The sequence below is a fragment of the Rhodococcus sp. OS5 genome (assembly GCF_056837585.1).
This window is the reverse complement of sequence record NZ_CM166368.1, coordinates 533,062-558,657: the sequence shown is the minus strand read 5'-3', so window position 1 is coordinate 558,657 and position 25,596 is coordinate 533,062. Positions and strand designations below refer to the sequence as shown.

The 25,596-nt window shown below is 63.0% G+C and carries 28 protein-coding genes and 1 tRNA gene; 13 read left to right on the top strand and 16 right to left on the bottom strand.

What is annotated here, in order from left to right; translation table 11 throughout:
• The first annotated feature begins 5 nt into the window (after positions 1–5).
• A complete protein-coding gene (locus ACVZUB_RS02655; RefSeq protein WP_482628121.1) occupies positions 6–941 on the top strand; it encodes an alpha/beta fold hydrolase in 936 nt (311 codons plus the stop codon).
• Positions 942–944: 3 nt separating this feature from the next.
• Here ACVZUB_RS02655 and ACVZUB_RS02650 read toward each other — a convergent pair whose 3' ends face one another.
• Genes ACVZUB_RS02650 through nth form a run of 4 tightly spaced genes read right to left on the bottom strand, consistent with a single transcriptional unit; the run spans position 945 to position 4,293 of the window.
• Positions 945–2,135 carry a MarP family serine protease gene (locus tag ACVZUB_RS02650; RefSeq protein WP_003946095.1) on the bottom strand — a complete coding sequence of 397 codons (1,191 nt, stop codon included), beginning with the start codon at positions 2,133–2,135 and terminating at the stop codon, positions 945–947.
• Positions 2,132–2,851 carry an NUDIX hydrolase gene (locus ACVZUB_RS02645; protein ID WP_007732411.1) on the bottom strand — a complete coding sequence of 240 codons (720 nt, stop codon included), beginning with the start codon at positions 2,849–2,851 and terminating at the stop codon, positions 2,132–2,134. The genes ACVZUB_RS02650 and ACVZUB_RS02645 overlap by 4 nt, the downstream gene beginning before the upstream one ends.
• Complete coding sequence (locus tag ACVZUB_RS02640; RefSeq protein WP_065455126.1) at positions 2,848–3,501, bottom strand: TlpA family protein disulfide reductase; 654 nt, start codon at positions 3,499–3,501, stop codon at positions 2,848–2,850. The genes ACVZUB_RS02645 and ACVZUB_RS02640 overlap by 4 nt, the downstream gene beginning before the upstream one ends.
• 6 nt (positions 3,502–3,507) lie before the next feature.
• Positions 3,508–4,293, bottom strand: a complete 786-nt coding sequence (nth, locus tag ACVZUB_RS02635; RefSeq protein WP_003943471.1) for an endonuclease III — start codon at positions 4,291–4,293, stop codon at positions 3,508–3,510.
• An 80-nt stretch (positions 4,294–4,373) separates the two neighbouring features.
• On the opposite strand from nth, the gene ACVZUB_RS02630 reads away from it, so the two are divergent.
• From ACVZUB_RS02630 to ACVZUB_RS02605, 6 genes are all read left to right on the top strand, one after another.
• The gene (locus ACVZUB_RS02630) at positions 4,374–4,646 is read left to right on the top strand and encodes a hypothetical protein (RefSeq protein ID WP_019746620.1); all 273 of its coding nucleotides are present in this window, start codon (positions 4,374–4,376) and stop codon (positions 4,644–4,646) included.
• A gap of 255 nt (positions 4,647–4,901) precedes the next feature.
• Positions 4,902–5,576, top strand: a complete 675-nt coding sequence (locus tag ACVZUB_RS02625) for a Crp/Fnr family transcriptional regulator (protein ID WP_003943506.1) — start codon at positions 4,902–4,904, stop codon at positions 5,574–5,576.
• 130 nt (positions 5,577–5,706) lie between these two features.
• On the top strand, positions 5,707–6,177 hold the full coding sequence (locus ACVZUB_RS02620; protein ID WP_054827457.1) for a nuclear transport factor 2 family protein: 471 nt from the start codon (positions 5,707–5,709) through the stop codon (positions 6,175–6,177).
• 15 nt (positions 6,178–6,192) lie between these two features.
• Positions 6,193–6,753, top strand: coding sequence for a TetR/AcrR family transcriptional regulator (locus ACVZUB_RS02615; protein WP_054827456.1), 561 nt, complete (start codon positions 6,193–6,195; stop codon positions 6,751–6,753).
• 85 nt (positions 6,754–6,838) lie between these two features.
• Complete coding sequence (locus ACVZUB_RS02610; RefSeq protein WP_075831965.1) at positions 6,839–8,131, top strand: carboxylesterase family protein; 1,293 nt, start codon at positions 6,839–6,841, stop codon at positions 8,129–8,131.
• Positions 8,132–8,181: 50 nt separating this feature from the next.
• Positions 8,182–9,108 (top strand): LysR substrate-binding domain-containing protein, encoded by a 927-nt coding sequence (locus tag ACVZUB_RS02605; protein WP_003943516.1) that lies wholly within the window; start codon positions 8,182–8,184, stop codon positions 9,106–9,108.
• 58 nt (positions 9,109–9,166) lie between these two features.
• Here the strand turns inward: ACVZUB_RS02605 and ACVZUB_RS02600 are convergent, their stop codons facing one another.
• The 9 genes from ACVZUB_RS02600 to sp36 all read right to left on the bottom strand — a co-directional run bounded on the left by ACVZUB_RS02600 (position 9,167) and on the right by sp36 (position 16,519).
• Positions 9,167–10,525 carry an MFS transporter gene (locus tag ACVZUB_RS02600; RefSeq protein ID WP_042446679.1) on the bottom strand — a complete coding sequence of 453 codons (1,359 nt, stop codon included), beginning with the start codon at positions 10,523–10,525 and terminating at the stop codon, positions 9,167–9,169.
• Between the two features lie 184 nt (positions 10,526–10,709).
• Entirely contained in the window at positions 10,710–11,705 is a 996-nt protein-coding gene (locus ACVZUB_RS02595) for an amidohydrolase family protein (RefSeq protein ID WP_042922846.1), read from the bottom strand.
• A gap of 3 nt (positions 11,706–11,708) precedes the next feature.
• Positions 11,709–12,230 carry a 3-hydroxyanthranilate 3,4-dioxygenase gene (locus tag ACVZUB_RS02590; RefSeq protein ID WP_042446673.1) on the bottom strand — a complete coding sequence of 174 codons (522 nt, stop codon included), beginning with the start codon at positions 12,228–12,230 and terminating at the stop codon, positions 11,709–11,711.
• Positions 12,227–12,679, bottom strand: coding sequence for a RidA family protein (locus tag ACVZUB_RS02585; RefSeq protein WP_003943520.1), 453 nt, complete (start codon positions 12,677–12,679; stop codon positions 12,227–12,229). The genes ACVZUB_RS02590 and ACVZUB_RS02585 overlap by 4 nt, the downstream gene beginning before the upstream one ends.
• Positions 12,676–13,449 carry a 2-keto-4-pentenoate hydratase gene (locus ACVZUB_RS02580; RefSeq protein WP_042446669.1) on the bottom strand — a complete coding sequence of 258 codons (774 nt, stop codon included), beginning with the start codon at positions 13,447–13,449 and terminating at the stop codon, positions 12,676–12,678. The genes ACVZUB_RS02585 and ACVZUB_RS02580 overlap by 4 nt, the downstream gene beginning before the upstream one ends.
• A 42-nt stretch (positions 13,450–13,491) precedes the next feature.
• Positions 13,492–14,967: a 2-hydroxymuconic semialdehyde dehydrogenase gene (locus ACVZUB_RS02575; RefSeq protein ID WP_042446666.1), complete on the bottom strand. Its 1,476-nt coding sequence runs from the start codon at positions 14,965–14,967 to the stop codon at positions 13,492–13,494.
• A gap of 126 nt (positions 14,968–15,093) precedes the next feature.
• The gene (locus tag ACVZUB_RS02570) at positions 15,094–15,879 is read right to left on the bottom strand and encodes an MBL fold metallo-hydrolase (protein WP_007732381.1); all 786 of its coding nucleotides are present in this window, start codon (positions 15,877–15,879) and stop codon (positions 15,094–15,096) included.
• Positions 15,879–16,349, bottom strand: a complete 471-nt coding sequence (locus ACVZUB_RS02565; protein WP_003943508.1) for a RidA family protein — start codon at positions 16,347–16,349, stop codon at positions 15,879–15,881. The genes ACVZUB_RS02570 and ACVZUB_RS02565 overlap by 1 nt, the downstream gene beginning before the upstream one ends.
• Positions 16,350–16,354: 5 nt before the next feature.
• Entirely contained in the window at positions 16,355–16,519 is a 165-nt protein-coding gene (gene sp36 / locus ACVZUB_RS02560; RefSeq protein WP_003943454.1) for a Sp36 family protein, read from the bottom strand.
• Between the two features lie 53 nt (positions 16,520–16,572).
• Between sp36 and bagA the strand changes: the two genes are divergently transcribed.
• Together bagA and bagB are read left to right on the top strand one after the other, a co-directional pair.
• On the top strand, positions 16,573–17,586 hold the full coding sequence (gene bagA, locus ACVZUB_RS02555) for an ATPase BagA (RefSeq protein WP_037130910.1): 1,014 nt from the start codon (positions 16,573–16,575) through the stop codon (positions 17,584–17,586).
• A complete protein-coding gene (gene bagB, locus ACVZUB_RS02550; RefSeq protein ID WP_007732380.1) occupies positions 17,586–18,764 on the top strand; it encodes an ATPase BagB in 1,179 nt (392 codons plus the stop codon). The genes bagA and bagB overlap by 1 nt, the downstream gene beginning before the upstream one ends.
• A gap of 18 nt (positions 18,765–18,782) precedes the next feature.
• On the opposite strand, the gene ACVZUB_RS02545 is transcribed toward bagB, so the two are convergent.
• Positions 18,783–19,106 (bottom strand): WhiB family transcriptional regulator, encoded by a 324-nt coding sequence (locus tag ACVZUB_RS02545; RefSeq protein ID WP_007732375.1) that lies wholly within the window; start codon positions 19,104–19,106, stop codon positions 18,783–18,785.
• A 291-nt stretch (positions 19,107–19,397) separates the two neighbouring features.
• Here ACVZUB_RS02545 and ACVZUB_RS02540 point away from each other — a divergent pair, with 291 nt between their 5' ends.
• Positions 19,398–21,767: a penicillin-binding protein gene (locus tag ACVZUB_RS02540; RefSeq protein WP_075831963.1), complete on the top strand. Its 2,370-nt coding sequence runs from the start codon at positions 19,398–19,400 to the stop codon at positions 21,765–21,767.
• 95 nt (positions 21,768–21,862) lie between these two features.
• Here the strand turns inward: ACVZUB_RS02540 and ACVZUB_RS02535 are convergent, their stop codons facing one another.
• Positions 21,863–22,339, bottom strand: coding sequence for a GatB/YqeY domain-containing protein (locus ACVZUB_RS02535; RefSeq protein ID WP_003943491.1), 477 nt, complete (start codon positions 22,337–22,339; stop codon positions 21,863–21,865).
• Between the two features lie 132 nt (positions 22,340–22,471).
• On the opposite strand from ACVZUB_RS02535, the gene ACVZUB_RS02530 reads away from it, so the two are divergent.
• From ACVZUB_RS02530 to ACVZUB_RS02520, 3 genes are all read left to right on the top strand, one after another.
• Entirely contained in the window at positions 22,472–23,440 is a 969-nt protein-coding gene (locus tag ACVZUB_RS02530; RefSeq protein WP_003943461.1) for a metallophosphoesterase, read from the top strand.
• A 54-nt stretch (positions 23,441–23,494) separates the two neighbouring features.
• Positions 23,495–23,568: transfer RNA gene (locus tag ACVZUB_RS02525), tRNA-Pro, on the top strand.
• A gap of 74 nt (positions 23,569–23,642) precedes the next feature.
• A complete protein-coding gene (locus ACVZUB_RS02520) occupies positions 23,643–23,966 on the top strand; it encodes a hypothetical protein (protein WP_075831959.1) in 324 nt (107 codons plus the stop codon).
• Between the two features lie 57 nt (positions 23,967–24,023).
• On the opposite strand, the gene ACVZUB_RS02515 is transcribed toward ACVZUB_RS02520, so the two are convergent.
• Entirely contained in the window at positions 24,024–25,592 is a 1,569-nt protein-coding gene (locus ACVZUB_RS02515) for an SIR2 family protein (RefSeq protein WP_212633865.1), read from the bottom strand.
• Positions 25,593–25,596: the final 4 nt, after the last annotated feature.

Below are 25,596 nucleotides of genomic sequence, written 5' to 3'. Positions count from 1 at the left end.
CGAAAGTGGCAGCCCTAGATCCATCTACCGTCAGGTTCGACGGCCCCTGGATTCACCGGGACATTCACGCCAACGGCATCCGGTTTCACGTCGTCGAGGTAGGCGACGCGGAGCCGGATGCTCCGTTGGTGGTCCTGTTGCACGGATTCGCCGATTTCTGGTGGTCCTGGCGCCATCAGTTGACGGCACTGTCGGAGCAGGGATTCCGCGTCGTCGCCATGGATCTTCGTGGGTACGGCGATTCCGACAAGCCCCCTCGTGGCTACGACGGTTGGACGCTCGCCGGTGACGTAGCCGGCCTCATTCGTGCGATGGGTTACGGCAAGGCCACGCTGATCGGTCATGCCGACGGCGGGTTGGTGTGCTGGGCGACCGCGCTCCTGCATCCACGCCTGGTGCGGTCGATAGCGCTGATCTCGTCTCCACACCCGATGGCGCTCAAGAAAGCAGTCGTCCGCGACCCCTATCAGCGCCGCGCGCTTTTGCCCTCGTTCCTGGCCTATCAGGTACCGCTACGCCCGGAACGTCGGTTGACGGCCGACAACGGCGCCGAAGTGGAGCGTCTGGTTCGCTCGCGGTCGGGCCCCACCTGGCCGCAGCAACCCGAATTCGCAGACGTCATGAGCAAGATGCGGTCCGCGATCCGGATCCCGGGCGTCGCGCATTCCACGTTGGAGTACCAGCGTTGGGCCTTCCGCAGCCAGCTCCGCCCCGAGGGCCGACGTTTCATGCGTTTGATGGATCAGGTTCTTCGCATTCCGATCGTCCAGATTCACGGCGAACTCGACCCGTACGTGCTCACCCGTACCGTGCGTCGCGACAAGCACTGGGCTCCCGGCGAAAAACTGCGCACCATTGCCGGAGTCGGTCATTACGCGCATCAGGAAGCCCCCGAGCGCGTCAATCGCGAACTCGGGGACTTCCTCCTTACGGAGAAGTGACCGCTACAGGATGCACGCGCCCGTCGGTACGGGCGTCGATGCCGAGGCAGCCGCGTTCAACTGGCGCGAGACTTCCTGCGCGGTGAGGACGAATCCGGTGTCACTGTCGTCGACGGCAGCACCGAACACGACGCCGAGGACCCGCCCCTGATCATCGACCATCGGTCCACCCGAGTTGCCCTGCCGGATGGATCCGCGGACGGTGTAGACCTCACGCTGGGTGGTTCCGGCCTTGTAGATGTCCGGCCCGTTCAGGTTGAGGACCTCACGAACGCGGGCTGCGCTGGCCGTGTACGGACCACCGCCGGGGTAGCCGAGCACCAACGCGTTGTCACCGGTCCGAGCCTGCTCCGGAGCGAACGGCAGCACCGGCGCGTCCAATCCGGGAACCGCCAGAATCGCGATGTCCACGGCGGAGTCGAAGAGAACCACCTGCGCGGGCAGTGCGCCCTCCATGGTGTCCACGGTGATGCTCTCGGTTCCGGCAACCACGTGGGCGTTGGTCATGACGCGTTCGGGGGCGACGATGAATCCGGATCCCTCGAGCGCGCGCTGGCAACTCGGTGCGACGCCGTTGATGCGGAGAACACTCGGACGCAACTGCGCCGCCAACGGACTGGCGAGAACGCTCGCGTCGGGTGCTTCGACCTCGGTGATGGGCGTGCGCCCGAACGGGCCGATGACGTCAGGCAGGCCGGAGGTGTCGAGCAGCGCCGAGAACTCGGTCGGGATGCGGCGCAGCCACTGCGGCGCCACTTCGTCCACGCTGGCGAGAACGTCCGAACCACGAACAGCGGCGGCAATATTCGGCTGCGACGAGGAAGTGAGCGGAATCGCGAGCAACCACGCCGCGACCACGACAGCCACCGCCTGTAGACCCGCACCGATGACGCTGTCGACGGATCGCGCCGTCGGACTGTGCATTCCGCTGCGCGCCGCGCGTCCGAGCACCATGCCGGCGACCTCGCCGATGATGACCAACACGACGATCAGCGAGATGCCCGCGAGGATGCGCAGCTTGCCTTCGGTGACGTGCACGAGCAGGTGCGGCGCCAACAGAATCCCGGCGACGGCACCGAGGATCACGCCGACGAACGCCAGCGCCGACGCCACCGCGCCCTGACGCCATCCGGACGTGGCCGCGATGAGGGCGACCAGAACGATGGCGATGTCCACCCAACGAGAACCTGTCATCGCGGCACCGCCGAATCCTCGACACCTTCACCGAACTCGGACAGCGCTGTGTCCAGGTCTCTCACGTCCTCGTAGTTCCACGGAATCTCCCAGCCCGACACCGTGAACAGCGCCGCGAGGATTCCTGCTGTGAACCCCCAGACCAGCATGCCGTCGGCGCGGAACGCCGGGCCCTGGTACCCGAGGGGATGTCGAACCTGAAACCGGTTGTCTGGGTCGAGCAACGTGCGCAGCGGCACCCTGGCCACCCGTCCGACCTCGCCCTCGTCCTGAATGCCCACCGTCGTCGGCTGCTCCCAGTAGCCGAGCACCGGCGTCACGTCGAAACCCGACGGCGGGATGAAGATCTCCGGCAGCACGGTGAGGGGCTGAACTCCGCTCGGATCGAGCCCGGTCTCCTCCTGCGCTTCACGCAGCGCGGTGCCGACGGGGCCGTCGTCGCCCGGATCGGCGGCGCCGCCCGGGAATGCGACCTGTCCGCTGTGCTGACGCATCGTCGACGCCCGTTGGGTCAGCAGGACGTCTGCGCCCTCCGGCAAGCCGCCGACGGCGAGAGGGTCGGCCTCACGCGGTCCGCCGAAGAGCACGAGCACCGCGGCCGGACGCGTCACGGTGCCGCGCGGCGCGCGACGCTCGAGGACGGGGTTGATCCGATGGGGATCGGTGGGCTGGGTGCTGGCGACAGCGCGCAACCACTCGGGAACCGGTGTGCTCATACGACGACTCCCAGATATTGCGCCGCAGCGGCGGCGATCTCGTCCGCACTGCGGAAGGGTTGGGGCAAGACCTTGGCGACTGTTCCATCCGCGCGCACGAGCACCGACACCGGCAGCACCGGCGGTGCGCCCACTGCGATCCGTACCTTGCCGTCACCGTCCTGGACGCCGGGCAAACGCACCGAGTAGTCGATGAGTCGCGTCAAAGCGTTCTCCTGATTCGGATCCGAATGCACGGTCAGCACGTTGATGCTGCCGTCGGCGCGCTCCGCGAATTCCTGAAGGTACGGAAGCTCTTCGGCGCATGGCGCGCACCAGTACGCCCACAGATTGAGCAGAGTCGGCTTTCCGCCCACCGCTGCGGCAAGGTCGACGGGCGCTCCGTCGGAGACGCAGTCGAGGGTGATTCCGGCGAGAGCCGAGCCGGCAGGCGCTTCGCCGGTCGGAGTCGGGCAGGAGGCCAGAGCCGCCTGGCTACGGAGTTGATCGAGCGATTCCGACGACGGAGTGAACATCGGCGGCTGATACGCGGACGAGGACGGGCCCGTCGACGTGGGCGTCGTGTCGTCTCCTCCGCGCGGCCAGATCGCCACGACGAGAGCCGCGACGACCACGAGCGCAGCGAGAGACCATCTTCCGGCACTTGTCATCGGCGATCACAACCCTGCCAGGGCGAGCAGATGATCGGTCTCGGGGCCTTTCACCAGGGCCGCGGCCTCGGTTTTGTCGGTCGGGCCGAGACCGTACGACGGGCAGTCCTTGGCCAGAACACACACACCGCATGCGGGCTTGCGCGCGTGGCAGACCCGTCGGCCGTGAAAGATCACGCGATGCGAGAGCAGAGTCCATTCCTTACGTTCGATCAGTGCCCCGACGGCGTGTTCCACCTTGACGGCATCTTCTTCCTCGGTCCACTTCCACCGACGCACGAGCCGACCGAAGTGGGTGTCGACGGTGATTCCCGGAATGTCGAAGGCATTGCCCAGCACGACGTTCGCGGTCTTGCGTCCGATGCCTGGGAGTTTCACCAGATCTTCGAGCTTGTTCGGGACCTGCCCGTCGTGGCGTTCGAGTAGCGCCTGACCGAGTCCGATCAGCGACGTCGTCTTGTTCCGGTAGAAGCCGGTGGAGCGGATGTACTCCTCGAGTTCGGTCCGATCGGCTTCCGCGTATGCCTTTGCGTCGGGATAACGGGCGAAGAGTGCCGGCGTGACCATGTTGACGCGGACGTCGGTGCATTGCGCCGACAGGATTGTCGCCACTGCCAGTTCCAACGGAGTCGTGAAGTCGAGTTCGCAGTACACGTGTGGGAAAGCCACAGCGAGCTCACGATTCATCCGACGCGCCCGGCGTACCAATCCGAGGTGTGATTCTTCCTTCCGCGCACCCCCCGAACGCGGTTTCTTCCGCTGCTCTGAACTGCCTGTCGGGGTGGTCTGCACTCAGACAACTGTACGGATACGACATGAGTGGAGACTCCGTCGTGTCGCTTCTGAGACCTTCGACGTGTTTACTTCCCCCTATGCAAGGACTCGCAGTAATTCTCTTTCCGCTACTGCTTATGCTCTTTGCCCTGGCGATGGAACGAGTCGAAGGGCGATTGCGTCGGCTCTCGGTCCAAGAGCATGAAGTAGAAGACTTCCTCGACCAGGCAAGTCACGACGACGTCGCCCGCCTGGCAAGCGATGGGTTTCCCCATGCGTTCGCCCGCTTCCACCGGAAGCGTAAGGGCCGTCAGTCGGAGGCTCCCGAGAGCGCCAGCCTGGGCGAAATCCGGACACAACGGGCAAGTTGACGGCCATACAAAGTAGTCACCGCAGCGGATTCCGGAAGAATTTTCGGCTCTTACGTGGCATCAATCACTCGTCGCGAGCTAACGGGACGTAGACTTCGATGCCGTACCTGTTGCATTGAACACAGATTGCATTGGACACAGTGTCTCACTCATGAGGGCTGAGCCTGTGTACGACGGTTTGTGCGCAGCGCGGGTACAAAGATAGATAGCGCAAAAATGACACCACAAACGAACAAATCCCAACAAGGAGCGCACGTGGACGACGTCCTGGCAAGAGCCGGCATCTTCCAAGGAGTCGAGCCCTCAGCGGTAGCGGCGCTGACAAAGCAGCTGCAGCCCGTCGACTTCCCCCGTGGACATGTCATCTTCAACGAAGGTGAACCCGGTGACCGCCTGTACATCATCGTGTCCGGCAAGGTGAAGATCGGTCGACGCTCACCCGACGGTCGCGAGAACCTGCTGACGATCATGGGCCCGTCCGACATGTTCGGCGAACTGTCCATCTTCGACCCCGGCCCCCGCACCTCGACGGCTACGACCGTCACCGAGGTTCGCGCCGTGAGCATGGACCGCGACGCTCTCAAGGCATGGATCCAGCAGCGCCCCGAGATCGCCGAGCAGCTTCTGCGCGTTCTCGCCCGCCGTCTGCGTCGTACCAACAACACCCTGGCCGACCTGATCTTCACGGACGTTCCCGGCCGTGTCGCCAAGGCGCTCCTGCAGCTCGCGCAGCGCTTCGGCACTCAGGAAGGTGGCGCCCTGCGCGTCACTCACGACCTCACGCAGGAAGAGATCGCCCAGCTCGTCGGCGCTTCCCGCGAGACCGTCAACAAGGCGCTCGCTGATTTCGCACACCGCGGATGGCTTCGCCTCGAAGGCAAGAGCGTCCTGATCTCGGATTCCGAGCGTCTCGCTCGTCGCGCGCGCTAGTTTCTTCCTGTTCGACTCTTTCGGCCGCTCCCGCTTCGGTGGGGGCGGCCGAAGTCGTTCACTGGACTCTTGTTGTACCTACCGGTAAAGTTTGTACCGATAGGTACAAATCTGATCGAGAGGCCCCGCAATGACCGTCCGAGCACCGATTCCGCCCTTCACTCACGAAGCTGCCGTCCAGAAGGTCCGCCTCGCCGAGGACGGATGGAACTCACGCGATCCACACAAGGTGTCGCTGGCCTACACGCCGGACAGTTGGTGGCGTAATCGGTCGACGTTCGTCACCGGCCGATCCGAGATCGTCGAACTTCTGACCGAGAAGTGGACCCGCGAACTGGACTACCGGTTGATCAAAGAGTTGTGGGCACACAGCGACGACCGCATCGCAGTGCGATTCGCGTACGAGTGGCACGATCACGACGGGCAGTGGTTCCGCTCCTACGGCAACGAGAACTGGGAATTCGACGCCGACGGACTCATGCACCACCGTCATGCCAGCATCAACGACGTTCCCATCGAGGAGTCCGAGCGAAAGTTCTTCTGGGATCCGACCGGACCACGCCCGCACGATCATCCGGGCCTGAGCGAGTTGGGTCTGTGATGAAAGGATGAATCCATGGCCAGACAGGTAGCTGAACGCTCGGACACGATTCCCGCTCTCGCGAACGTGTTTCGAACCTACGGGTTCGACGGAGCAAGCCTGGCCGTGATCACCGAACACACCGGTTTGGGCAAAGGCAGTCTCTACAACTTCTTTCCGCGCGGGAAGGAAGAGATGGCCGAGGCGGTGCTCGACGAGGTCGACAGATGGTTTCGCGCCGAAGTCTTCGAACCTCTTCGAGCAGAATCGGTTCCACCGAGGCAGCGCATCCAGAGCATGTTCGCTACCGCGGGCGACTACTTTCGGTCAGGGCAACGCATTTGCCTGTTCGGCGCATTTGCACTCGGTGAAGAGCGAAACCGCTTCGGCGCCAGGGTCCGAACATACTTCGACGAATGGACAGCGGCTCTCGAGGCGGCACTCGTCGGTGCCGAAGATTCCATCGGACTCGCCGAAGAAGCCGTGGCCGGGATCCAAGGGGCGATCGTGATGTCCCGGGCACTGGACGACGGTTCCGTATACAGCCGAGTGACGACGCGACTCGAAGATCGACTGGTACAGGCACTCACGCCGTAACGCATACCGCACGACCACAAAGGCATTTGTGCCGCGGCATCCACCTGGCATGCTCGAAAAAGCATGCACAAGAAGAAAGGAACCCATGCCCTCGTTCGAGACGGTGATCGCATCCACCCCTTCGGGGAAGGTCCGCGGCCGAAAGCGTGACGGTTCCTACTACTTCGGTGCGATCCCCTACGCCAGCGCACCGCGCTTCGAGAAGCCTCGACCGGTGGAACCGTTCTCCGACGTCTTCGACGCCACAGCGCTTGGAACGGTCTTCCCCCAACCACCTTCACGACTCGAACGCATCATGGGGCCACCGCTCCCCGAACCGGAGCACAGCGAGGACAGCTTCACCGTCACCGTCACAACCCCGTCGCTGACCGGTCATCGCCCGGTGATGGTGTGGCTTCACGGTGGCGGGTACTCCAGTGGCGGCGGCTCACTCCCCTGGTACGACGGCGGCGCTTTGTCAGCCGAGGGCGACGTCGTCGTGGTGTCGGTCAACTATCGCGTCGGCGTGCTCGGATACCTCCTCCTCGACGGCGTCAGCGAAGGCAATCTCGGGGTACACGATCAGATCGCGGCGCTCGAGTGGGTGCGCGAGAACATCGAGGCATTCGGCGGCGACCCAGACTCGGTCACCGTATTCGGGCAGTCGGCAGGCGCCCATTCCATTGTGAATCTGTTGAGCAGTAACAACTCTCGAACCCTGTTCCATCGAGCAATTCTGCAGAGCACCCCACGGCCGGACCTCAACTTCACGCAGGCTCCCGCGATCGAGAACGGGGAGACGTTTGCCCGACTGCTCGACGGAGATCCTAGGACCGCGCCGCTCTCCCACATTCTCGACGCATTCCGCGGCACGGCTGTCGAGTTCAGCCGGCGGTCCCCCAATGTCGTGCAACCGCCCTTCGCGCCGATCTCCGAACTGGAACCGGTGATCCGAACTTTCGAAACAGCGCCTGACGTCATCGTGGGATACACCCGAGACGAGGGATCTGCTTTCGTGCGCGACCTAGCGGGAGTACCCGATCCCGAACACGTCGCCGAAAAGGCACTGACACAGAACATGTTTGCCGAACCGGCAATGGAGCTGGCCGAGACCTTCACAGCGGCCGGCGCGTCGGTGTACACGTACCGCTTCGACTGGGCACCGACGGACGACGTCTTCGGGGCCACTCACTGCATCGAACTACCCTTCGTGTTGGGAACCGAGCAGTCCTGGCAGGGCTCACCGATGCTGGGCAGCAGCGACTGGCAGAGCATCGACGCACTGGGCCGTCGGATACGCCGGCACTGGACGTCGTTTGCGCACACGGGAAGTCCGGACAGCAGCGAAACCTGGGAGAAGTACACCTCGTCCCAATCGATCGGAATCACCTTCTCCTGAGCAACTTCGGGCGCCTACCCACCCGGCGCAATCCCGTCTAGGATTGCTCCATGGACATGCCCAAGCTCCTCGACGGGCGACTCAAACTCCGCCATCTCCTGCTCGTCGACGCATTGAGCCGTCAGGGCAGTGTGGTCGGCGCCGCTGCCGCACTTCACATCACGCAACCCGTCGCGACCCGCAGTCTGCACGACATCGAGTCCATTCTCGGCGTCTCGCTCTTCGACCGCGGCCCACGCGGCATCACCCCGACCATTTTCGGCGAGGCCTTCACAACTCATGCACGGGCCGTGATCGCGCAGCTGACCGAAGCCGGGCGACACGTCGTCGAACTTGCCGACGCCAATCGCGGAACCGTCATCGTGGGAACACATCTCGCCGGATCCAACGTGCTGCTTCCCGGCGCTATCGCGCGCCTGAAGGTTCACCACCCGTTGCTCACCGTCGTCGTGCGCGAAGGTACGCCAGAGCAGTTGCTCACCGATCTGGAAGCGGGCCGAATCGACCTGATCGTCGGCCGGCTCACCTCACCTACCGATGACACCGCGACAAGACGGAACCTCTACGCGGAGTCCGTCGAACTCGTCACCCGCGTAGATCACCCGCTCGCTCACCGCGAGGACGTCCAACTCGAAGAACTACGCGGCTTCCCCTGGATCCTTCCTGGGGTCGAGACAGTGCTCCGACGCGAACTCGAGGAGTTCTTCGCCCGGAACGGCTTGCCGTTGCCCGAAAATCGGGTCGAGGCAACCTCTTTCCTCACCGTGCGTCAGCTACTGGTCGAGACCGACATGATCGCGGTACTACCGAGCCTCATCCCCCGCGACGACGCGCGCTTGACCACCCTGTCCATCACACTCGATCCGATCGGGCACAGCGTCGGCATCACCTCGTCGGCGACTCGCACGTCGAGTCCGTCCGCGCAGGCCCTGATCGCGACGCTGGAGTCCTTTGCAACTGAGCTCATGCGACCGTGAAACGCCGATCGGCCCGTTCCCTCCAGAGGGAACGGGCCGATGTCGGATCGACCAGGACTCAGGCGTTTTCGGAGACGCGAATCTCCTCGTGCTCCAAGCCCCGCGACGAATCGGGGACAATCTTGAACAGTGCGATGGCGCCGACCAGGCTGATCGTGCACACCCCGGCGAGATACCAGGTCACACCGACCGAAGATCCGGTGGCGTCGAGCAGAGCCGTAGCGATCATCGGTGCCAGTCCACCGCCGAGAATCGCGCCGCTCTGGAGGATCAGAGACGAGCCGGAATAGCGGACCTTGGCCGGGAAGGTATCGGCGATGATGCTGCCCTGGACACAATGTGTGACCGGAACGATCAGGCCCATGCCCAGGAACGCGATGACGGCGACCATTTTGTTCTCGGTGTTGAGGAGCGGGAAGAACACGATGCACCACAACAGGATTGCAGCTGATCCGCCGATGAACATGTGCCGACGCCCGTACTTGTCGGCGATCTTTGTCCAGAACGGGATGGAAAGGAACCACAGGACTGCTGCCGCGGTCACGCTGAGCACCAGGAATTGCTTGTCGTAGCCCAGATGTTGAGTTCCGTACGACAGGGTGAACACCATGAAGGCGTACGCCACGGCGGAGTTCGCCAAGCACGCGGCAAGCGTGAGAGACAAACGGGGGAAGCCGACCTTGAGCGACTCACGCAGCGGGAAGCGGACTATTTCGCCCTTCTCCATGATCCCGGCGAATGACGGCGACTCGGTGACGCGCAGGCGAATCACCAGACCGATCGCCACCAGAACGAAGCTGAGCAGGAACGGGATTCGCCAACCCCACGAAGCGAATGCCGAGTCCGACATCACGGCGTTGGTCGTCAGGAAGATGCCGTTGGCGAGAACCAGTCCGGCGGGTGTGCCCATCTGAGGGAAACCTGCATAGAGATTCTTCTGCCCCGCCGGCGCGTGCTCCATCGACATGAGTGTCGCGCCGGCGCCTTCACCGCCCAGACCGATGCCCTGAACGACGCGCATCGCCACCAGGAGGACGGGCGCCCAGAAACCGATGGAGTCGTAGTTCGGGATGAGGCCGATGAGTGTGGACCCGATCCCCATCATCACCAATGAGACCACGAGCGTGGCCTTGCGCCCGATCCGGTCACCGAAGTGCCCGAACACGAGTCCACCCACCGGCCGTGCAATGAACCCGACGGCGAAGGTGCTGAAGGCAGCCAGCGTGCCGGCCGTGGGGCTCAGGCTCGGGAAGAATTGTTTGTTGAAGATCAACGCGGCGGCTGTGCCGTAGAGGAAGAAGTCGTACCATTCGAGAGTTGTGCCGGCCAGGGTTGCCATGGCAACTCGGCTACGGGCCGCTTTCTCCGGCAACGGCTTTCCGTCGCTCGTAGTGCTGTTGGATATCTTGTCTGACATCGCGGAACCTATCGATTGGATGGGGCAGGCGGACGATGAAGTCTGTAGTCACCGACCCCGTCTTCGGGATTGTCGGTATCACGAGCGTCGTCGATCGTTGTGTTTGGAATTGTGCTCGCTCGAGACATGACTCACAAATGCCGAATTCACCGTCCGCCATACCGGAAAAGGTATAGCCGGGGCCTCAGACGAGACCCAGGAAGCGTTCGGCATTCCCCCGCGAAATCAGTTGGCGCGCAGTATCGTCCAAGAACTCACTCTTGCGAACCACCTCACCGACCGGACGCTCCCCCAAGGGGTACGGGTAATCACTACCCACCATCACACGGTCCACCCCCACCGTGTCCACCAACAGTCGCAGCGCACGCTCGTCGAAGACGACGGAATCCACGTAGAACCTTCCCAGGTAGTGCGACGGCGGGAACTGCGACGTACCGATGATGTCGTTGCGGCCGTGCCAGGCGTTTTCCATCCGTCCCAACCAGAACGCGAAAGATCCACCACCGTGCGCAAATCCGATCTTGAGACGATCGTCGATCTTGTCGAACACCCCACCGAGAATCAGTGCGAGTATCGACAGGTGCGTTTCGGCCGGCATCGCAGTGAGCCACTGCGCCATCCAGCGATCGAGGCGCGGAGAGTTGGCCATGTCCCACGGGTGCACGAATACCGGCACGTCCAGCGACGCGCAGTGCTGCAGGAACGTCACCACGCCCTCGCTGTCGAGGTCCAGATCGCCGACATGATTGCCGATCTCGACACCGCGGTGCCCGTTCGCGATGCACCGCTCCAACTCACGGCACGCTGCGTCGGTGTCTTGCAGAGGCACCTGGCAGAAGGGAATCAAACGATCCTTCGCCGGCTCCACGATCTCGAGTGCGAGGTCGTTGAAGATCCGTGCAATGCGACTTGCCTGCTCACCGCTCCGGCCGTAGTTGAAGAACGCCGGAGTAGGTGAGACGACCTGCGTCTGCACGCCGTCGGCATCCATGTCCCGAAGCCGCACCTCGGCGTCCCAGGCATCGGACTGGATGCGGCGGAACTCCTTGGTGCCCATCATGATCATTGCTTCGGTTTCCGACTCGACCTTCAGCCACGGCGCTTGCGGCCCCGCGTCTTCGGTCAGATCCGGCCACCCGTTGGGCACGTAGTGGGTGTGGATGTCGATCAGGTTGCTCATAGCTCAGCCCTTGCCGGGATGGAGCGTGCCGCACTTGTCACACGTGCGGGCTTCTTCGCTCTCGTAGAACTTGACGAACACCGGCGGAAGGTCGGCCACGATGTCGCGCACCTGAAGTTCGACCTCGTGAATCTTGTGATCGCATTCGAGGCAGTACCACTGGAACTTCTCGAGCGTGCCTTCCTTGCGGACGCGTTCGATGACCAGGCCGATCGAGCCCGCGGTGGGACGCTGCGGCGAATGCGGAATGTCTCCTGGCAGCAACCAAGTTTCACCCTCGCGAATGTCGACGCGATGAGGACCGTCTTCGGTCATGACATTGACGTGGATGTCGCCTTCGAGCTGGTAGAACCACTCCTCGTACGGATCGAGGTGGTAGTCGGTCCGCTGGTTGGGGCCGCCGACGACCTGCACGATGAAATCGTCTCCGAGCGCCATCGTCTGATTGTTGACGGGCGGCTGCAGGAGGTGGCGGTTGTCGTCGATCCACTTCTTGAAGTCGATGACGGGAGGAATCGTGGTCATGATGCATTCTCCGTATCTTCGGACGCCGAGCGTCGGGAGGCGGGCACGTACGCCACGCCGGAAATTTCGATGAGCAGGTGAGGGTGGGGCAGCTGGTGAACAGCCACAGTCGTTCTCGTCGGACCGTTTTCGTCGAACAGTTCGGCGTACACCTCGTTGTATCCACCGAAGTCGTTCATCGACACCAGGTAGGAGGTGACCTGAACCAGATCACTGAGTTCTCCACCCACTTCGGCGAGGATTGCCGCGATGTTCTCGATGACGGCACGCGTCTGCGCCCGAATGTCGAGCGCCGTCGTCCCCATCTCATCGACCTCGACGCCGACAAACGTGTTGTCGGGTCGACGCGAACTGGTCCCGGAGACATAGACGAAATCGCCGACCACCTTGACGTGGGGGAACTTTCCGCGCGGCTTCGCCAGCTTCTCGATGACCTGCGCCCCACTCATCGCTTCACACCTTTCACCGTGACGGTTCCGAGTCCGTCGATCGTGCACTGTGCGACGCCCTCGTCGAGTCGCACAGCTGCTGTGGCGGCACCGGCCAGAATTACCTGACCGGCGCGCAACGGAATTCGGCGTCGGCGGGCGATGTCGAGCAGTGCATGCAAAGCGCGCGCCGGATCGCCGAGAATGGCCGACGTGGAACCGACTACCGTCTCACCGCCGACTTCCATACGTACGGAACGGTCTTCGACGTTCTGTAGCGGCAGCCACCGCCCGATCACGTATCCGGCAGCGCTGGTGTTGTCAGCGACGACGTCGGTGTAGGTGAAGCGGAAGTCGCGGTACCGCGAGTCGATGATCTCCATTGCGGGAGCCAGTGCGTCGACGCAGGTTTCGATGTCGACGTTCGGATCGTCGAGATCGACGTCCTTCGACAGGCGGTATGCCACTTCGGGTTCGATCTTGGGATGAATGAACGTCCTCAGGTCGACTTCGCCGCCGTTGCTCACGCACATCGCGTCGGTCAACTGACCGACGATCACTTCGGAGACACCCATCTGCGCCATCTTCGCTTTGCTCGTGAAGCCGAGCTTGATGCCCACAATCGATTCACCACGACTGGTGCGCCGTTCGAGGAGTTCGTTCTGGATCCGGTAGGCCTGGTCGATGTCGATGGTGTGTTCGTCGGCGAGGCTCGGGGTGTCGGTGCGCGTCTGCGCAGCGTCGTCGAGGCGACGCGCGAGCGCGGATACGGTGTCTTCGGGGGCTGTCATCACGCCTCGCTCATTTCTGGAAAACTTTTGCGGTTTCGATGTTCACAGTTGCACACATACATTCGTCGGTTCGGTGTAGAAGTGCAGCGAGGACTCGCCGCCCTCACGTCCGATGCCGGACAGGCCCATGCCGCCGAAGGGAGACCGCAGTTCGCGGGTGAACCACGTGTTGACCCAGGAGATTCCGACGTTCATCTTCTGCGCGACGCGGTGTCCGCGGCGCAGGTCGTTGGTCCACACGGAGGCAGCAAGGCCGTACTCGGTGTCGTTTGCGAGGGCGATCGCTTCGGCTTCGGTCTCGAACGGAATGAGTGCCGCGACGGGTCCGAAGATCTCCTCACGTACGGCGCGATCCTTGTTGGTCAAGCCAGTCCACAGGGTGGGTTCGATCCAGGATCCGCCCGACAGTTCCTGTCCGAGGTCCGGAATACCGCCGCCGGTCAGCACTTTCGCGCCTTCCTGCTCGGCGATCTCGAAGTAGTCGAGTACCTTCTTCCGGTGTGCCTGCGAAATGAGCGGTCCGGTCGTCGTTGCATCGAGCGTCGGGTCGCCCAGACGCAGTCCTGCTGCCCGCTCGACGAGTCCACCGGCGATGTCGTCGAAAATGCTGCGGTGCACGTACACCCGCTCGGTGCACAGGCAGACCTGGCCGGTGTTGGTGAACACCGACTTGGTCAGACCCGTCAGAGCCTCGTCGATGTCGACGTCGTCGAACACGATCGCGGCGTTCTTGCCGCCGAGCTCGAACGAGACCGGACGGACCCGCGGGGCAACGGTTTTCATGACATGCGAACCCGTTGCCGAAGATCCGGTGAAGGTGACGCCGTCGATACCGGGGTGCGTGGTGAGGAACTCGCCGGCCGAGTTCGCACCGAATCCATGGACGACGTTGTAGACGCCGGCAGGCAGGCCGACCTCTTCGAGCACCTCGGCCAGCAACGACGCAGTCGCCGGGGTCTCCTCGGAAGGTTTGACCACCACGGAGTTTCCGCACGCGAGCGCGGGCGCAACCTTCCAGGTCAGGAGAAGCAGCGGCAGGTTCCACGGAACGATCACGGCGACGACGCCGAGCGGCTTGCGGATCGCGTAGTTCAGCGCCTGCTTGCCGCCCGCGAGATCCGTGACAAACGATTCCTGTCCCGCCGCGGCGACGATGTCGGCGAAGGTGCGGAAGTTCGTCAGGGCGCGCGCGACGTCGAGTTCGCGTGCCTGCGTGATCGGCTTGCCGGTGTCCGCCATCTCTGCGGCGACGAACTCTTCGAATCGCTCCTCGATCCGGTCGGCAGCGCGTCGCAGCAGAGCCGTCCGCTCTCGAACCGGCGTATCGGCCCAACCGTTGTCCAGAGCACGTCTGGCAGAGGTCACGGCCCGATCGACCAGGGCCTTGTCGGCCTCGTGGACCCGGGCGAGAACACGGCCCGTTGCTGGGTCGACCTGATCGAAGCTCGACGACTCGTCGGGTTCGACATAGGAGCCGTCCACGTAATTGCGGATCCATCCGTCGCATTGTGAGGTCATGAACTAACTATTGGCCCGTGACCCATATCAAACAAATGCAAAAACTGCCGCCAGCTATACCTCGATCGGCATAGATGGCGGCAGTTCGGCCACACAACTCAGCTCTTCGTGTCGGCGCCGAGCGCCTCAGCGTCGCAGATACGCCAACTGCACGTTGACGGATTTCTCCGCGACCGGCCACAGCTTCGGGTCGACGTCGGAGTAGACGTGCTCGACTACGTCGCGCACCGAGGCCGACTCGCCCAACGTCGACAGAGCAGCCCGCACCTGATCCAGACGCTCCTCGCGGTGGGCGAGGTACTGCTGCGAAATCGCCTGCAGATCGGGTAGGTCCGGACCGTGCCCGGGAAGAACCGTCAGTCCTTCGCCGAGTGCGGCCAGCGATCGCAGCGAGGTGAGGTAGTCCCCCAGATCGCCGTCGGAGTCGTCGAGAACTGCCGTGCCGCGGCCGAGAATGGTGTCGCCCGTCAGCACGCTCGCATCGTTCTCGATGACTATCGACACCGAATCCGCGGTATGGCCCGGCGTCGCGAGGATCCGCAACTTCAGGCCCGCTACCTCGATCACTTCACCGTCGACAAGCGCCGAAGCGCCCCCGCGAAGAAAAGTTGGGTCGACGGAACGCACTGGAGCCGAAGTCAATTCGTGGAAACGGTCCACCCCGCCGGTGTGGTCGTAGTGCCGGTGCGTGATCAAGGTCAGCGCTACCGGACCGATACCAGCGACACGTTGCAGGTGTTCCTCGTCGTTGTCGCCTGGATCGACGACAACACACTCGACGCTGCCCGGAGCGTGCAGAATCCAAGTGTTCGTACCGTCCAGCGTCATCATGCCCGGGTTGTTCTCGAGCAAGACCGAAGCGATGTCGGTGACGCGGCGAAGCTGCGCGTAGGCGGGATGGACAGTCGACATCAGCGAACTTCGACGATCAGTTCCACCTCGACCGGAGAGCCGAGGGGAAGTTCTGCCACGCCGACTGCCGAACGGGCGTGGATACCGGCGTCGCCGAGCACCTCACCGAGGAACTCGGATGCGCCGTTGATCACGCCGGGCTGACCGGTGAATCCTTCGGCGGATGCCACGAAGCCGACAACCTTGACGACACGGACGACGTTGTCGATGCCGACCAGGGCGTCGATGGCAGCGAGAGCGTTGAGCGCGCAGGTGCGAGCCGCGGCCTTGGCGTCCTCATCCGACACGCCCGCGCCGAGCTTGCCGGTCAGCGCCAGTTTTCCGTCGACGAACGGGAGCTGACCCGACGTGTACACGTGGTTGCCGCTGCGAACCGCGGGAACGTAAGCAGCGACGGGTGCCGCGACGGCGGGAAGTGCAATGCCCAGTTCGGCGAGACGCTCCGACCAGGTCTGTGTTGCCTCTGCCATGTGATTCAGCCCTTCGGACGCTTCATGTACGCGACGTGCTGCTCGCCCGACGCGCTCGGCAGGACGGCGACGAGTTCCCAGCCGTCGACACCCCAGTTGTCGAGAATTGCCTTCGGATTGTGGACCAGCAACGGAGTCACGGTGTATTCCCAGGAAGTTATTTCGCTCATGCGGTGAGCCTATCCCGCGTACATCTTCGGCCCCAGACTTATAGGCTCGCGGTGTGGTTGCATCCCAAGATGAGCTGAGCAGGACCTGGCCCGAGTCTGCGACGAAGGCCCGCCTGCACTTTGTGTCAGGTAAAGGCGGAACCGGTAAGTCCACGGTTGCCGCCGCGTTGGCGCTCGCGTTGGCCGAAGGCGGCAAGCGCGTTCTCCTCGTGGAGGTCGAGGGCCGCCAGGGAATCGCGCAGCTCTTCGACGTACCACCGCTTCCACCGCAGGAGACCAAGGTCGCGGCCGCCGAAGGTGGCGGTGAAGTGATGGCTCTGGCCGTCGACATCGAGACCGCGTTCCTCGAATACCTCGAAATGTTCTACAACCTCGGCTTCGCCGGCCGGGCGATGCGTAAGTTCGGCGCCATCGAATTCGCCACCACAATCGCTCCAGGCCTTCGCGACGTTCTGCTCACCGGCAAGATCAAGGAGTGCGTCATCCGCACCGATCGAACCGGCAAACGCGTGTACGACGCCGTTGTCGTCGATGCTCCCCCGACCGGGCGGATCGGCAGCTTCCTCGACGTCACCAAGGCGATGGCCGACCTCGCCAAGGGCGGCCCGGTGCATTCTCAGAGTGAAGGCGTCGTTCGGCTGCTGCACTCGCCGGAGACCGTCGTACATCTTGTTGCGCTTCTCGAAGCGCTGCCCGTTCAGGAAACCGCCGACGCCGCCGCAGAACTGGCGCGTGACGACCTCAACCTCGGTGCCATCATCGTCAACCGCGCCAGCCCGAGGTTCTTGCCCGAAGACCAACTCTCCGGTGCTGCAGCCGGCAACATCGATGCAGCTTCGATCCGGTCGACGCTCTCCGATGTCGGCATCGATCTGTCCGACGACGACTTCGCCGGCCTGCTCACCGAGACGATCGAGCACGCGTCGGTGCTCGAAGCTCAAGAATCCAGTGCGGAGAAGCTCCGCGAGATCGACGGCGCGCGGGTGCAACTTCCCGCACTCGCCGACGGCGTCGATCTCGGTGGGCTCTACGAGCTGGCCGAATACCTCACGGAACAGGGCGTGTGATGACCGAGACCACCGAGAACGTGACGGTCGGCAGTTCCAGGACCGGCCGACGCGCAGCTCCTGCCCTCGATATTTCGGCGATCATCAAGGACCCGACGGCCCGGATCGTGGTGTGTTGCGGCGCAGGTGGCGTCGGCAAGACCACGACGGCTGCGTCGCTGGCGTTGCGGGCAGCCGAAGAGGGCCGACGCGTAGTCGTCCTCACCATCGATCCGGCCCGTCGCCTCGCACAGGCCTTGGGTGTGGCCGAACTCGACAACACTCCGCAGCCGGTGAAGCTGGGTCCCGAGGCCACGGGCGAACTCCACGCGATGATGCTGAACATGCGTCGGACTTTCGACGAGATGGTCATCGAGCATTCGAGCCCTGAGAAGGCCGAGCAGATCCTGGCGAATCCCTTTTACCAAACCGTTGCCACATCGTTCTCCGGAACGCAGGAGTACATGGCGATGGAGAAGTTGGGGCAGCTGGCGTCGAACGACGCGTGGGATCTGGTGATCGTCGATACCCCGCCGTCGCGCAATGCGCTCGACTTCCTCGACGCTCCACAGAGGCTCGGAACATTCCTCGACGGACGGATGATCCGGCTGCTCTCGGCACCCGGCCGTGGCCTGACCAGGCTCGTGGCCGGCGCGATGGGATTGGCCCTGAAGGGTGTCTCGACCATCGTGGGAAGCCAAATGCTTTCGGATGCATCGGCATTCGTGCAGTCGCTCGACTCGATGTTCGGCGGTTTCCGTGAACGCGCCACGAAGACCTACGAGTTGCTGCGTCAGCCGGGGACTCATTTCCTGGTGATCGCAGCGGCCGAGCCCGACGCTCTCCGTGAGGCGGCGTTCTTCGTCGATCGCCTTGCGGGTGACTCGATGCCGTTGGCCGGTCTGGTTCTCAACCGCACTCACCCGACGTTGACGGCTCTGCCTGCCGATCATGCGGTGACCGCCGCCGACAAACTGGAAGCGAAGGAAAATGCGACCGAGGCCGAGGCCCTCACCGCAGCCGTTCTCCGCATCCATGCCCATCGGGCAGTGATCGCGAAGCGAGAAATCGCCTTGCTGAGTCGATTCACCGCAGCTCACCCGAGGGTGCCGCTGATCGGTGTTCCGTCGCTACCGTTCGAGGTCTCGGACCTCGAGGCGCTGCGCGCGGTGGGAGATCAGCTCACTCGTAAGGGCTGATCCCCCGATCGACCTGGATCAGACTGCTGAGTGATGCTGGCGCTGGTCTTCGAAGAACTCGGACCAGGAGTCGACGTCGGGGTGCTGCTTGAGCAGTGCACGGCGCTGACGTTCGGTCATTCCGCCCCACACACCGAACTCGACACGGTTGTCGAGAGCATCTGCTCCGCACTGCATGAGGACCGGGCAGTGACGGCAGATGGTGGCTGCCTTGCGCTGTGCGGCGCCACGAACAAAAAGTTGGTCGGGATCGACCTCGCGGCATCGCGCCTGAGTTACCCAGGCAATTCGTGCCTCGGCCTGCTCGATGTCCAAACGGCTACTCGGGGTGGCTGTGTACATTCTGGGTCCCCTCTACAAAGTCTGACCGTCGCCATGAGGCGAGCAGCGCACCATCTCAGCCGTCTCGCGGTAGCACGTGAAAGCTGAGACACATTCGTGATCGAGTGTTACGTCGATCACACTGATCACAATTTAGGTAAAGAACGCCCCTAACGCAAGACGGTCGGGAGCATTTTTTGGTACGGCAGTACAAAGCGCGTGTTCAGGAGGTTTTGAACACCCGCAAAACACTGAAACCGGTTCCAATGGGTGGGCACACGTACTCTGTAGATCGTGTCGATTGCAAAAACAGTGGCGAAGCTCGCCGGAAGCTCCGCATTGGCGGGTGTCCTGGTCGCAGGGGTGATGTTCCCGGTGGCCGGCGGATTCGGATTCGCGTCCAATCGCGCTGCCGATACCGTCGACAACGTCTCGGCCGAACTGGTCGAAGGCACGGTCCCCGCGGTGTCCACCATGGTCGATGCGGCAGGCAATCCCATTGCCTGGCTGTACGACCAACGACGCTTCGAAGTCCCGAGCGAGAAGATCTCCAACAACATGAAGTTGGCGATCGTCTCCATCGAGGACCGCCGGTTCCCCGACCACAAGGGCGTCGACTGGCAGGGAACGCTGCGCGCCTTCCTCACCAACACGACGACCGGTGAAGTGCAGCAGGGCGCGTCGACACTCGATCAGCAGTATGTGAAGAACTACCAACTGTTGGTCGTGGCCAAGACGGATGCCGAGCGCCGCGCTGCCATCGAGACCACCCCGGCCCGAAAGATCCGCGAGATCCGGATGGCGCTGACGCTGGACAAGGAACTCACGAAAGACGAGATCCTCACCCGGTACCTCAACCTCGTACCGTTCGGCAACGGATCCTTCGGCATTCAGGACGCGGCTCAGACCTACTTCGGCGTCGACGCCGCAGATCTGACCGTTCCGCAGTCCGCGATGCTGGCCGGCATGGTTCAGTCCAGCTCCGCGCTGAACCCGTACACGAACGTCGAGGGCGTGACCGAGCGTCGTAACACCGTGCTCGACACCATGATCACGAACATTCCGGATCGTGCCGACGAGTTCCGTGCAGCCAAGGAAGAGCCCCTCGGCGTCCTCGAAACCCCCAACAACTTGCCGCGCGGCTGCATCGCTGCAGGCGATCGCGGATTCTTCTGTGATTACGCACTGAAGTACCTCTCGGATGCCGGAATCACCCGCGACCAGATCAACGAGGGTGGTTACCTCATCAAGACCACTCTCGATCCGCAGGTCCAGGCGTCCACCAAGGCCGGACTGAACGCGAACGCGAGCGCCAACCTCGACGGCATCGCGAACGTGATGAACGTGATCAGGCCGGGCCAGGATTCACACAAGGTCATCGCGATGGCCAGCAGTCGCACGTACGGACTCAATGCCGACGCCGACGAAACCGTCCAGGCGCAGCCGTACTCCCTTGCCGGTGACGGTGCGGGTTCCGTCTTCAAGATCTTCACGACCGCTGCGGCGATGGAGAAGGGCCTCGGCATCAACGCGACCCTCGACGTGCCCAAGCGCTTCGAAGCCAAGGGCATGGGTAGCGGTGGTGCGGCAGGCTGCCCGGTCTCGACGTACTGCGTGGAGAACGCCGGCAACTATCCGCCGACGCTGTCCGTGACCGACGCCCTGGCACAGTCCCCAAACACCGCTTTCGTCAAGCTCATCGAGGCGACCGGCGTCACGCCGACCGTCGACATGGCTGTCCGTCTCGGCATGCGCTCGTACGCCGATCCCAACACCTCGGGCTTCGACGAGCGCAGCATGGCCGACTTCCAGAAGGAACAAAACCTCGGTTCGTTCACCCTCGGCCCCACCTGGATCAACCCGCTCGAACTCTCAAACGTCGCGGCCACTCTCGCCTCGCACGGCAAGTGGTGCCCGCCGAGTCCCATCGATTCGGTCTTCGACCGCTACGGCAAGCCGGTGGCCGTCACCGAGCAGGGCTGTGAGCAGGTCGTCGAGCCCGGCTTGGCAGACACACTCGCCAACGCCATGAGCCGTGACGACGTCGGCGCCGGTACGTCTGCCGGTGCCGCGAGCAGCGCCGGATGGAGCCTGCCGATGTCGGGCAAGACGGGTACCACCGAGACCCACAAGTCCTCGGCGTTCCTCGGTTTCACCAACAACCTCGCTGCGGCCGTCTACATCTTCGGCGACTCCCCGACGCCCGGCGAGATCTGCTCGAGCCCGCTACGCCCCTGCTACAGCGGCAACCTGTACGGCGGTACCGAACCGGCGAGATCCTGGTTCGCGGCAATGAACCCGGTCGCCAACAACTTCGGGCCCACCTCACTGCCTCCGATCGACGAGAAGTACGCACGGGGATCACAGAACGGCCAGGTTCCCGAGGTTGTCGGCCTGAGCCAGTCGGCGGCGACGTCGAGGTTGCAGGCGTCCGGCTTCACGGTCAATTCCGTGACCACGGCATCCGGAGCACGGGCGGGAACGGTCACCGGAGTTTCGCCGTCCGGGTCCGCGATCCCGGGTTCGACCGTCACGATCTACATCAGTGACGGGTCCGTAAGGGCTCCGGCAGCACCCGCATCCCCGGCAGCTCCAGCAGCTCCGGCACCGGGCGCGACTCCCCCGGATGCGACTCCGCCGGGAGGCGAACCCGTACCGCCTGCGGGGACCCCACCGAACTGACGGCCCTGAAAACTGACGGCCCTGAAAACAAGAACGGCCGCGATCTCCGAGTGACTCGAAGTTCGCGGCCGTTTTCGGTTTCCGGTGGCGCGCTTCTACAGGCGGGACTTCACTGCTGCAGAGATACGGGCGCCATCGGCCTTGCCCTTGGCCAGCGCGCTGGCGGCCTTGATGACCTGGCCCATCTGACGCATACCCGGACGCTCACCGAGCTCCTCGGACACCTGAGCGAGGGCGGTGTCGACGACGTCGACGAGTTCGGCGTCGGTCAACGGCGTCGGCAGGTACTCGTCGATGATCTGAGCTTCGGCGCGCTCTTTCGCGGCAAGTTCACCGCGGCCGTTCTCGGTGTAGATCTCGGCCGATTCGCCGCGCTTCTTCGATTCCTTTGCAAGGACTTTGATGATTTCTTCGTCGGTGAGGACCCGTGCTTCCTTACCGGCAACCTCTTCGGTCTGGATGGCTGCCATGAGCATCCGAAGGGTGGCTGTACGTAGCGGATCCTTCGCCTTCATGGATGCAACCATGTCGGTTCGGAGGGTGGCTTTGAGCGATGGTGTCGTGTCGGACATGGTGGAAACGCTACGCGCTCGGCGTTTCGAGCGTGCCGATAGTTACCTCCGCCCGGACACAATTCTCTGTGGAATAGCTGTAAAAGGCAGCGAGAGCGACGCAGAAGAACGCCACACCCGTATCCTTGAGAGGTGTCTTCCCAGTTCCGCACCAATCTGACCCGCACCGCACTTGGTGCCGCGGGCGCCGCTGCACTAGGGATCGGGTACGCATCCGGCATCGAACGCAATGCATTTGCACTGCGTGAGGTGACGATGCCAGTCCTGGCGCCCGGTTCGTCGTCGCTGCGGGTCCTTCATCTCAGCGACCTGCACATGATGCCGAACCAACGGTTGAAACAGAATTGGTTGCGTGAGCTCGAAGGCCTCGACCCCGACCTCGTGGTCAACACCGGAGACAACTTGTCGCATCAGCGCAGCGTCCCGGCAGTGGTCCAGGCGCTCGGCGATCTGTTGGCTCGGCCGGGTCTGTTCGTCTTCGGCAGCAACGACTACTTCGCTCCGAAACCGAAGAATCCACTGAGCTACATCTTCAACAAGGACAAGCGCATCACCGGCGATCCCCTCCCCTGGGGCGATCTGCGGGCCGCTTTCACCGAACGTGGATGGCTCGACATGACCCACGTGCGCCGCGAACTCGAAGTGGCCGGTATTCGCATTGCTGCCGCCGGCGTCGACGATCCGCACCTGAAGCGCGATCGCTACGACACCGTCGCCGGAACACCCAATCCCGTCGCCCAGCTCAAGCTCGGCCTGACGCACTCGCCCGAACCTCGAGTTCTCGACCGGTTCGCCGACGACGGCTACGACCTGGTGCTCGCCGGCCACACGCACGGTGGTCAGCTGTGCCTTCCGTTCTACGGCGCGCTGGTCACCAACTGCCAGATCGACCGATCCCGGGTCAAGGGACCGTCGAAGTGGGGCGCACACACCCAGCTGCACGTCTCAGCAGGCATCGGCACTTCGCCGTGGGCTCCGGCACGCTTCTGCTGCCGCCCCGAGGCAACTCTGCTGACTTTGGTTCCGGCGACCAGGCGCGAACCGGAGCATGTCTCCGCACACAGTTCCGCAGAGTCTCCAGCGTCGGTTCTACGCAACTGACCTGCGGATTTAATGTCAGTCGACTCGGTAATGTAAGCTAACCGAGGTTCGACACGGGGTGTGGCGCAGCTTGGTAGCGCGCTTCGTTCGGGACGAAGAGGTCGTGGGTTCAAATCCCGCCACCCCGACAGTGAAGAACAGAAATCGAGGCCCTTCCGCTTACGCGGGAGGGCCTCGATTTCGTTGACGATAAGGTGAAGCCGTGGCATCCGAACCAGACTTCGCGCACAACGACATGGCGAGCCGTAGCCGACGTGAGAAAGCTGTCGGTCTTGCCAAGTTCGCCTGGGGTCGCGATATCAGTAGTGCAGAGTTGCTCGACATGCCCGACGATCGGCTGCGCAAGCTTGCGCGGGCCGCGGGCGCCAATCCGCCGAGCACGCGGGAGACCTGGACGATCGCGGCCGGACTGCTCGACGAGAAAGCCGTGTGGGCAGCAGCCAACCCAGACCGTCCCGAAGCTCGGCGTGAGCATCCGGACGAGAAGATCATGTGGGTGAAGAAGCCGATCGAGCCCTGGCTGTGACAGCCGAATCCAGCGCAGCTGTGACAGCCGAATCCAGCGGAGCTGTGACAGCCGAATTCAACGTCGTTGAGACCGCGATCGGGAAACCCTCTGATCTCCCTCTGTAGATGGCGACCACGGAGTAGCACCTAGTTCGTCGAAAACTGCTTCCAGGCTGCTCCATCGCTCTCGGTGCTCGTGCGGCAAAGATCTGATGGCGTCGGCGGCCGCCCGCAAATTTTCTGCCAAATCGATTTCTCCCCCTTCGAGCAACCCCTTGTATCTTGTATCCAACAAATATGGAGCGTCGACACTGGTCAAGGTCGCGAGCTTGTCCAGGAAGATCTCCAGGTCGCGTGCAGCCACACGCTGATCGAAAGAATCTGAAACAGCAACGTAATCGAAGTCGTTCTTCCACAGAGCAGTTCGAATCTCGTCTCGCTGCAGCGTGATGACGGTACCCAAAATTCGTGGGCGCTTGTTCCGTGCATCGAGCGCCAATACTTCATGCGCAAGACGAAGCACATTGTCATCTGTCATAGATGCTCCGACAACGATGAGATGTCCGGTTGCCATGAGAGACTGAACGATCGAGCCCAACGGACGTCGTTCTGCGTCGTATCTGACGAAATCCCGGCGACTCAAGACGATGCTGGCCGAGTCAGCCACATCTCCGTGCAGTTTCAGTACCCATGGAACCCCCGCGCGAGCTTCTTCTCTCGGCAATACAGCGACCGAGTTTTCGCCGTGCGCTGATTCAAATGCGCGTTCGTACAACGAATCATAGTTGGTCGTAACAACTTTCGTGACTCGCAGAGACGCCAGAAGACAATGCGACAGCGTTGGTTTGATATCGGAGCCAGTCAGCTGAACAACACGTTCGCCGAGTTCGTTCGATCCGTCGTCCTCCGTTTGCAACTCCTTCGACAGAAGTTGTGCACGGTCGAGGACATTGAGCTCAGCGAATTCCGCGCTGCTCACACCCGGAAGTTCCTTCTGCCGTATTGCCTCGAGCAGACTGTCCCACGACGGCAATCCGGCGGGGATGCTGACTCCCGCACCCAACAACAAGGAGGCTTCACCAGCTTGCAGCCTATCTGCCAATTGCTGGACCTGTGGAGGGATACCAGCGCTCGATAAATGTCCCCGCCGAATCGATTGATACGCGGCGTAATCGGCAGCATTGGCAACTACGAATGCGATGTCGAAGTCGTATTTGTCGGCACATTCCACCGCAGCCTCGATCAACGCCTTGATGACGTGGCCACGAACCATCCCCTGCCCACCTAGACCGACTCCGAAGGTCGGCAAAGCGATGAGTGGTTTGACTCGACGGCCTCCAGGCTGAATATCGGCAGATGCAATCGCGTCGAGGACCTCGTACACGCCGTCCACCAGCCAGGACACTGATATCCGAGAAGCGACGTTCAACAGCCACGCCGGCCGCCCCTCCTTCGGGAAAGAGCGCACCCGGTTGCCCCCTGCCGGTGCACTTTCCACTGGACTCGTTAGGCCGAGCACCGGCCACCAATGCTCACGCGGCACGAAGCTGCCGCTCGTCGATACGACAGCCGCATCCCAGTCCACTGATTCGAGACGTCCTCGGACGACAAAAACATGCCCAGAACCTGCATCATTCCCAGTCACGCAT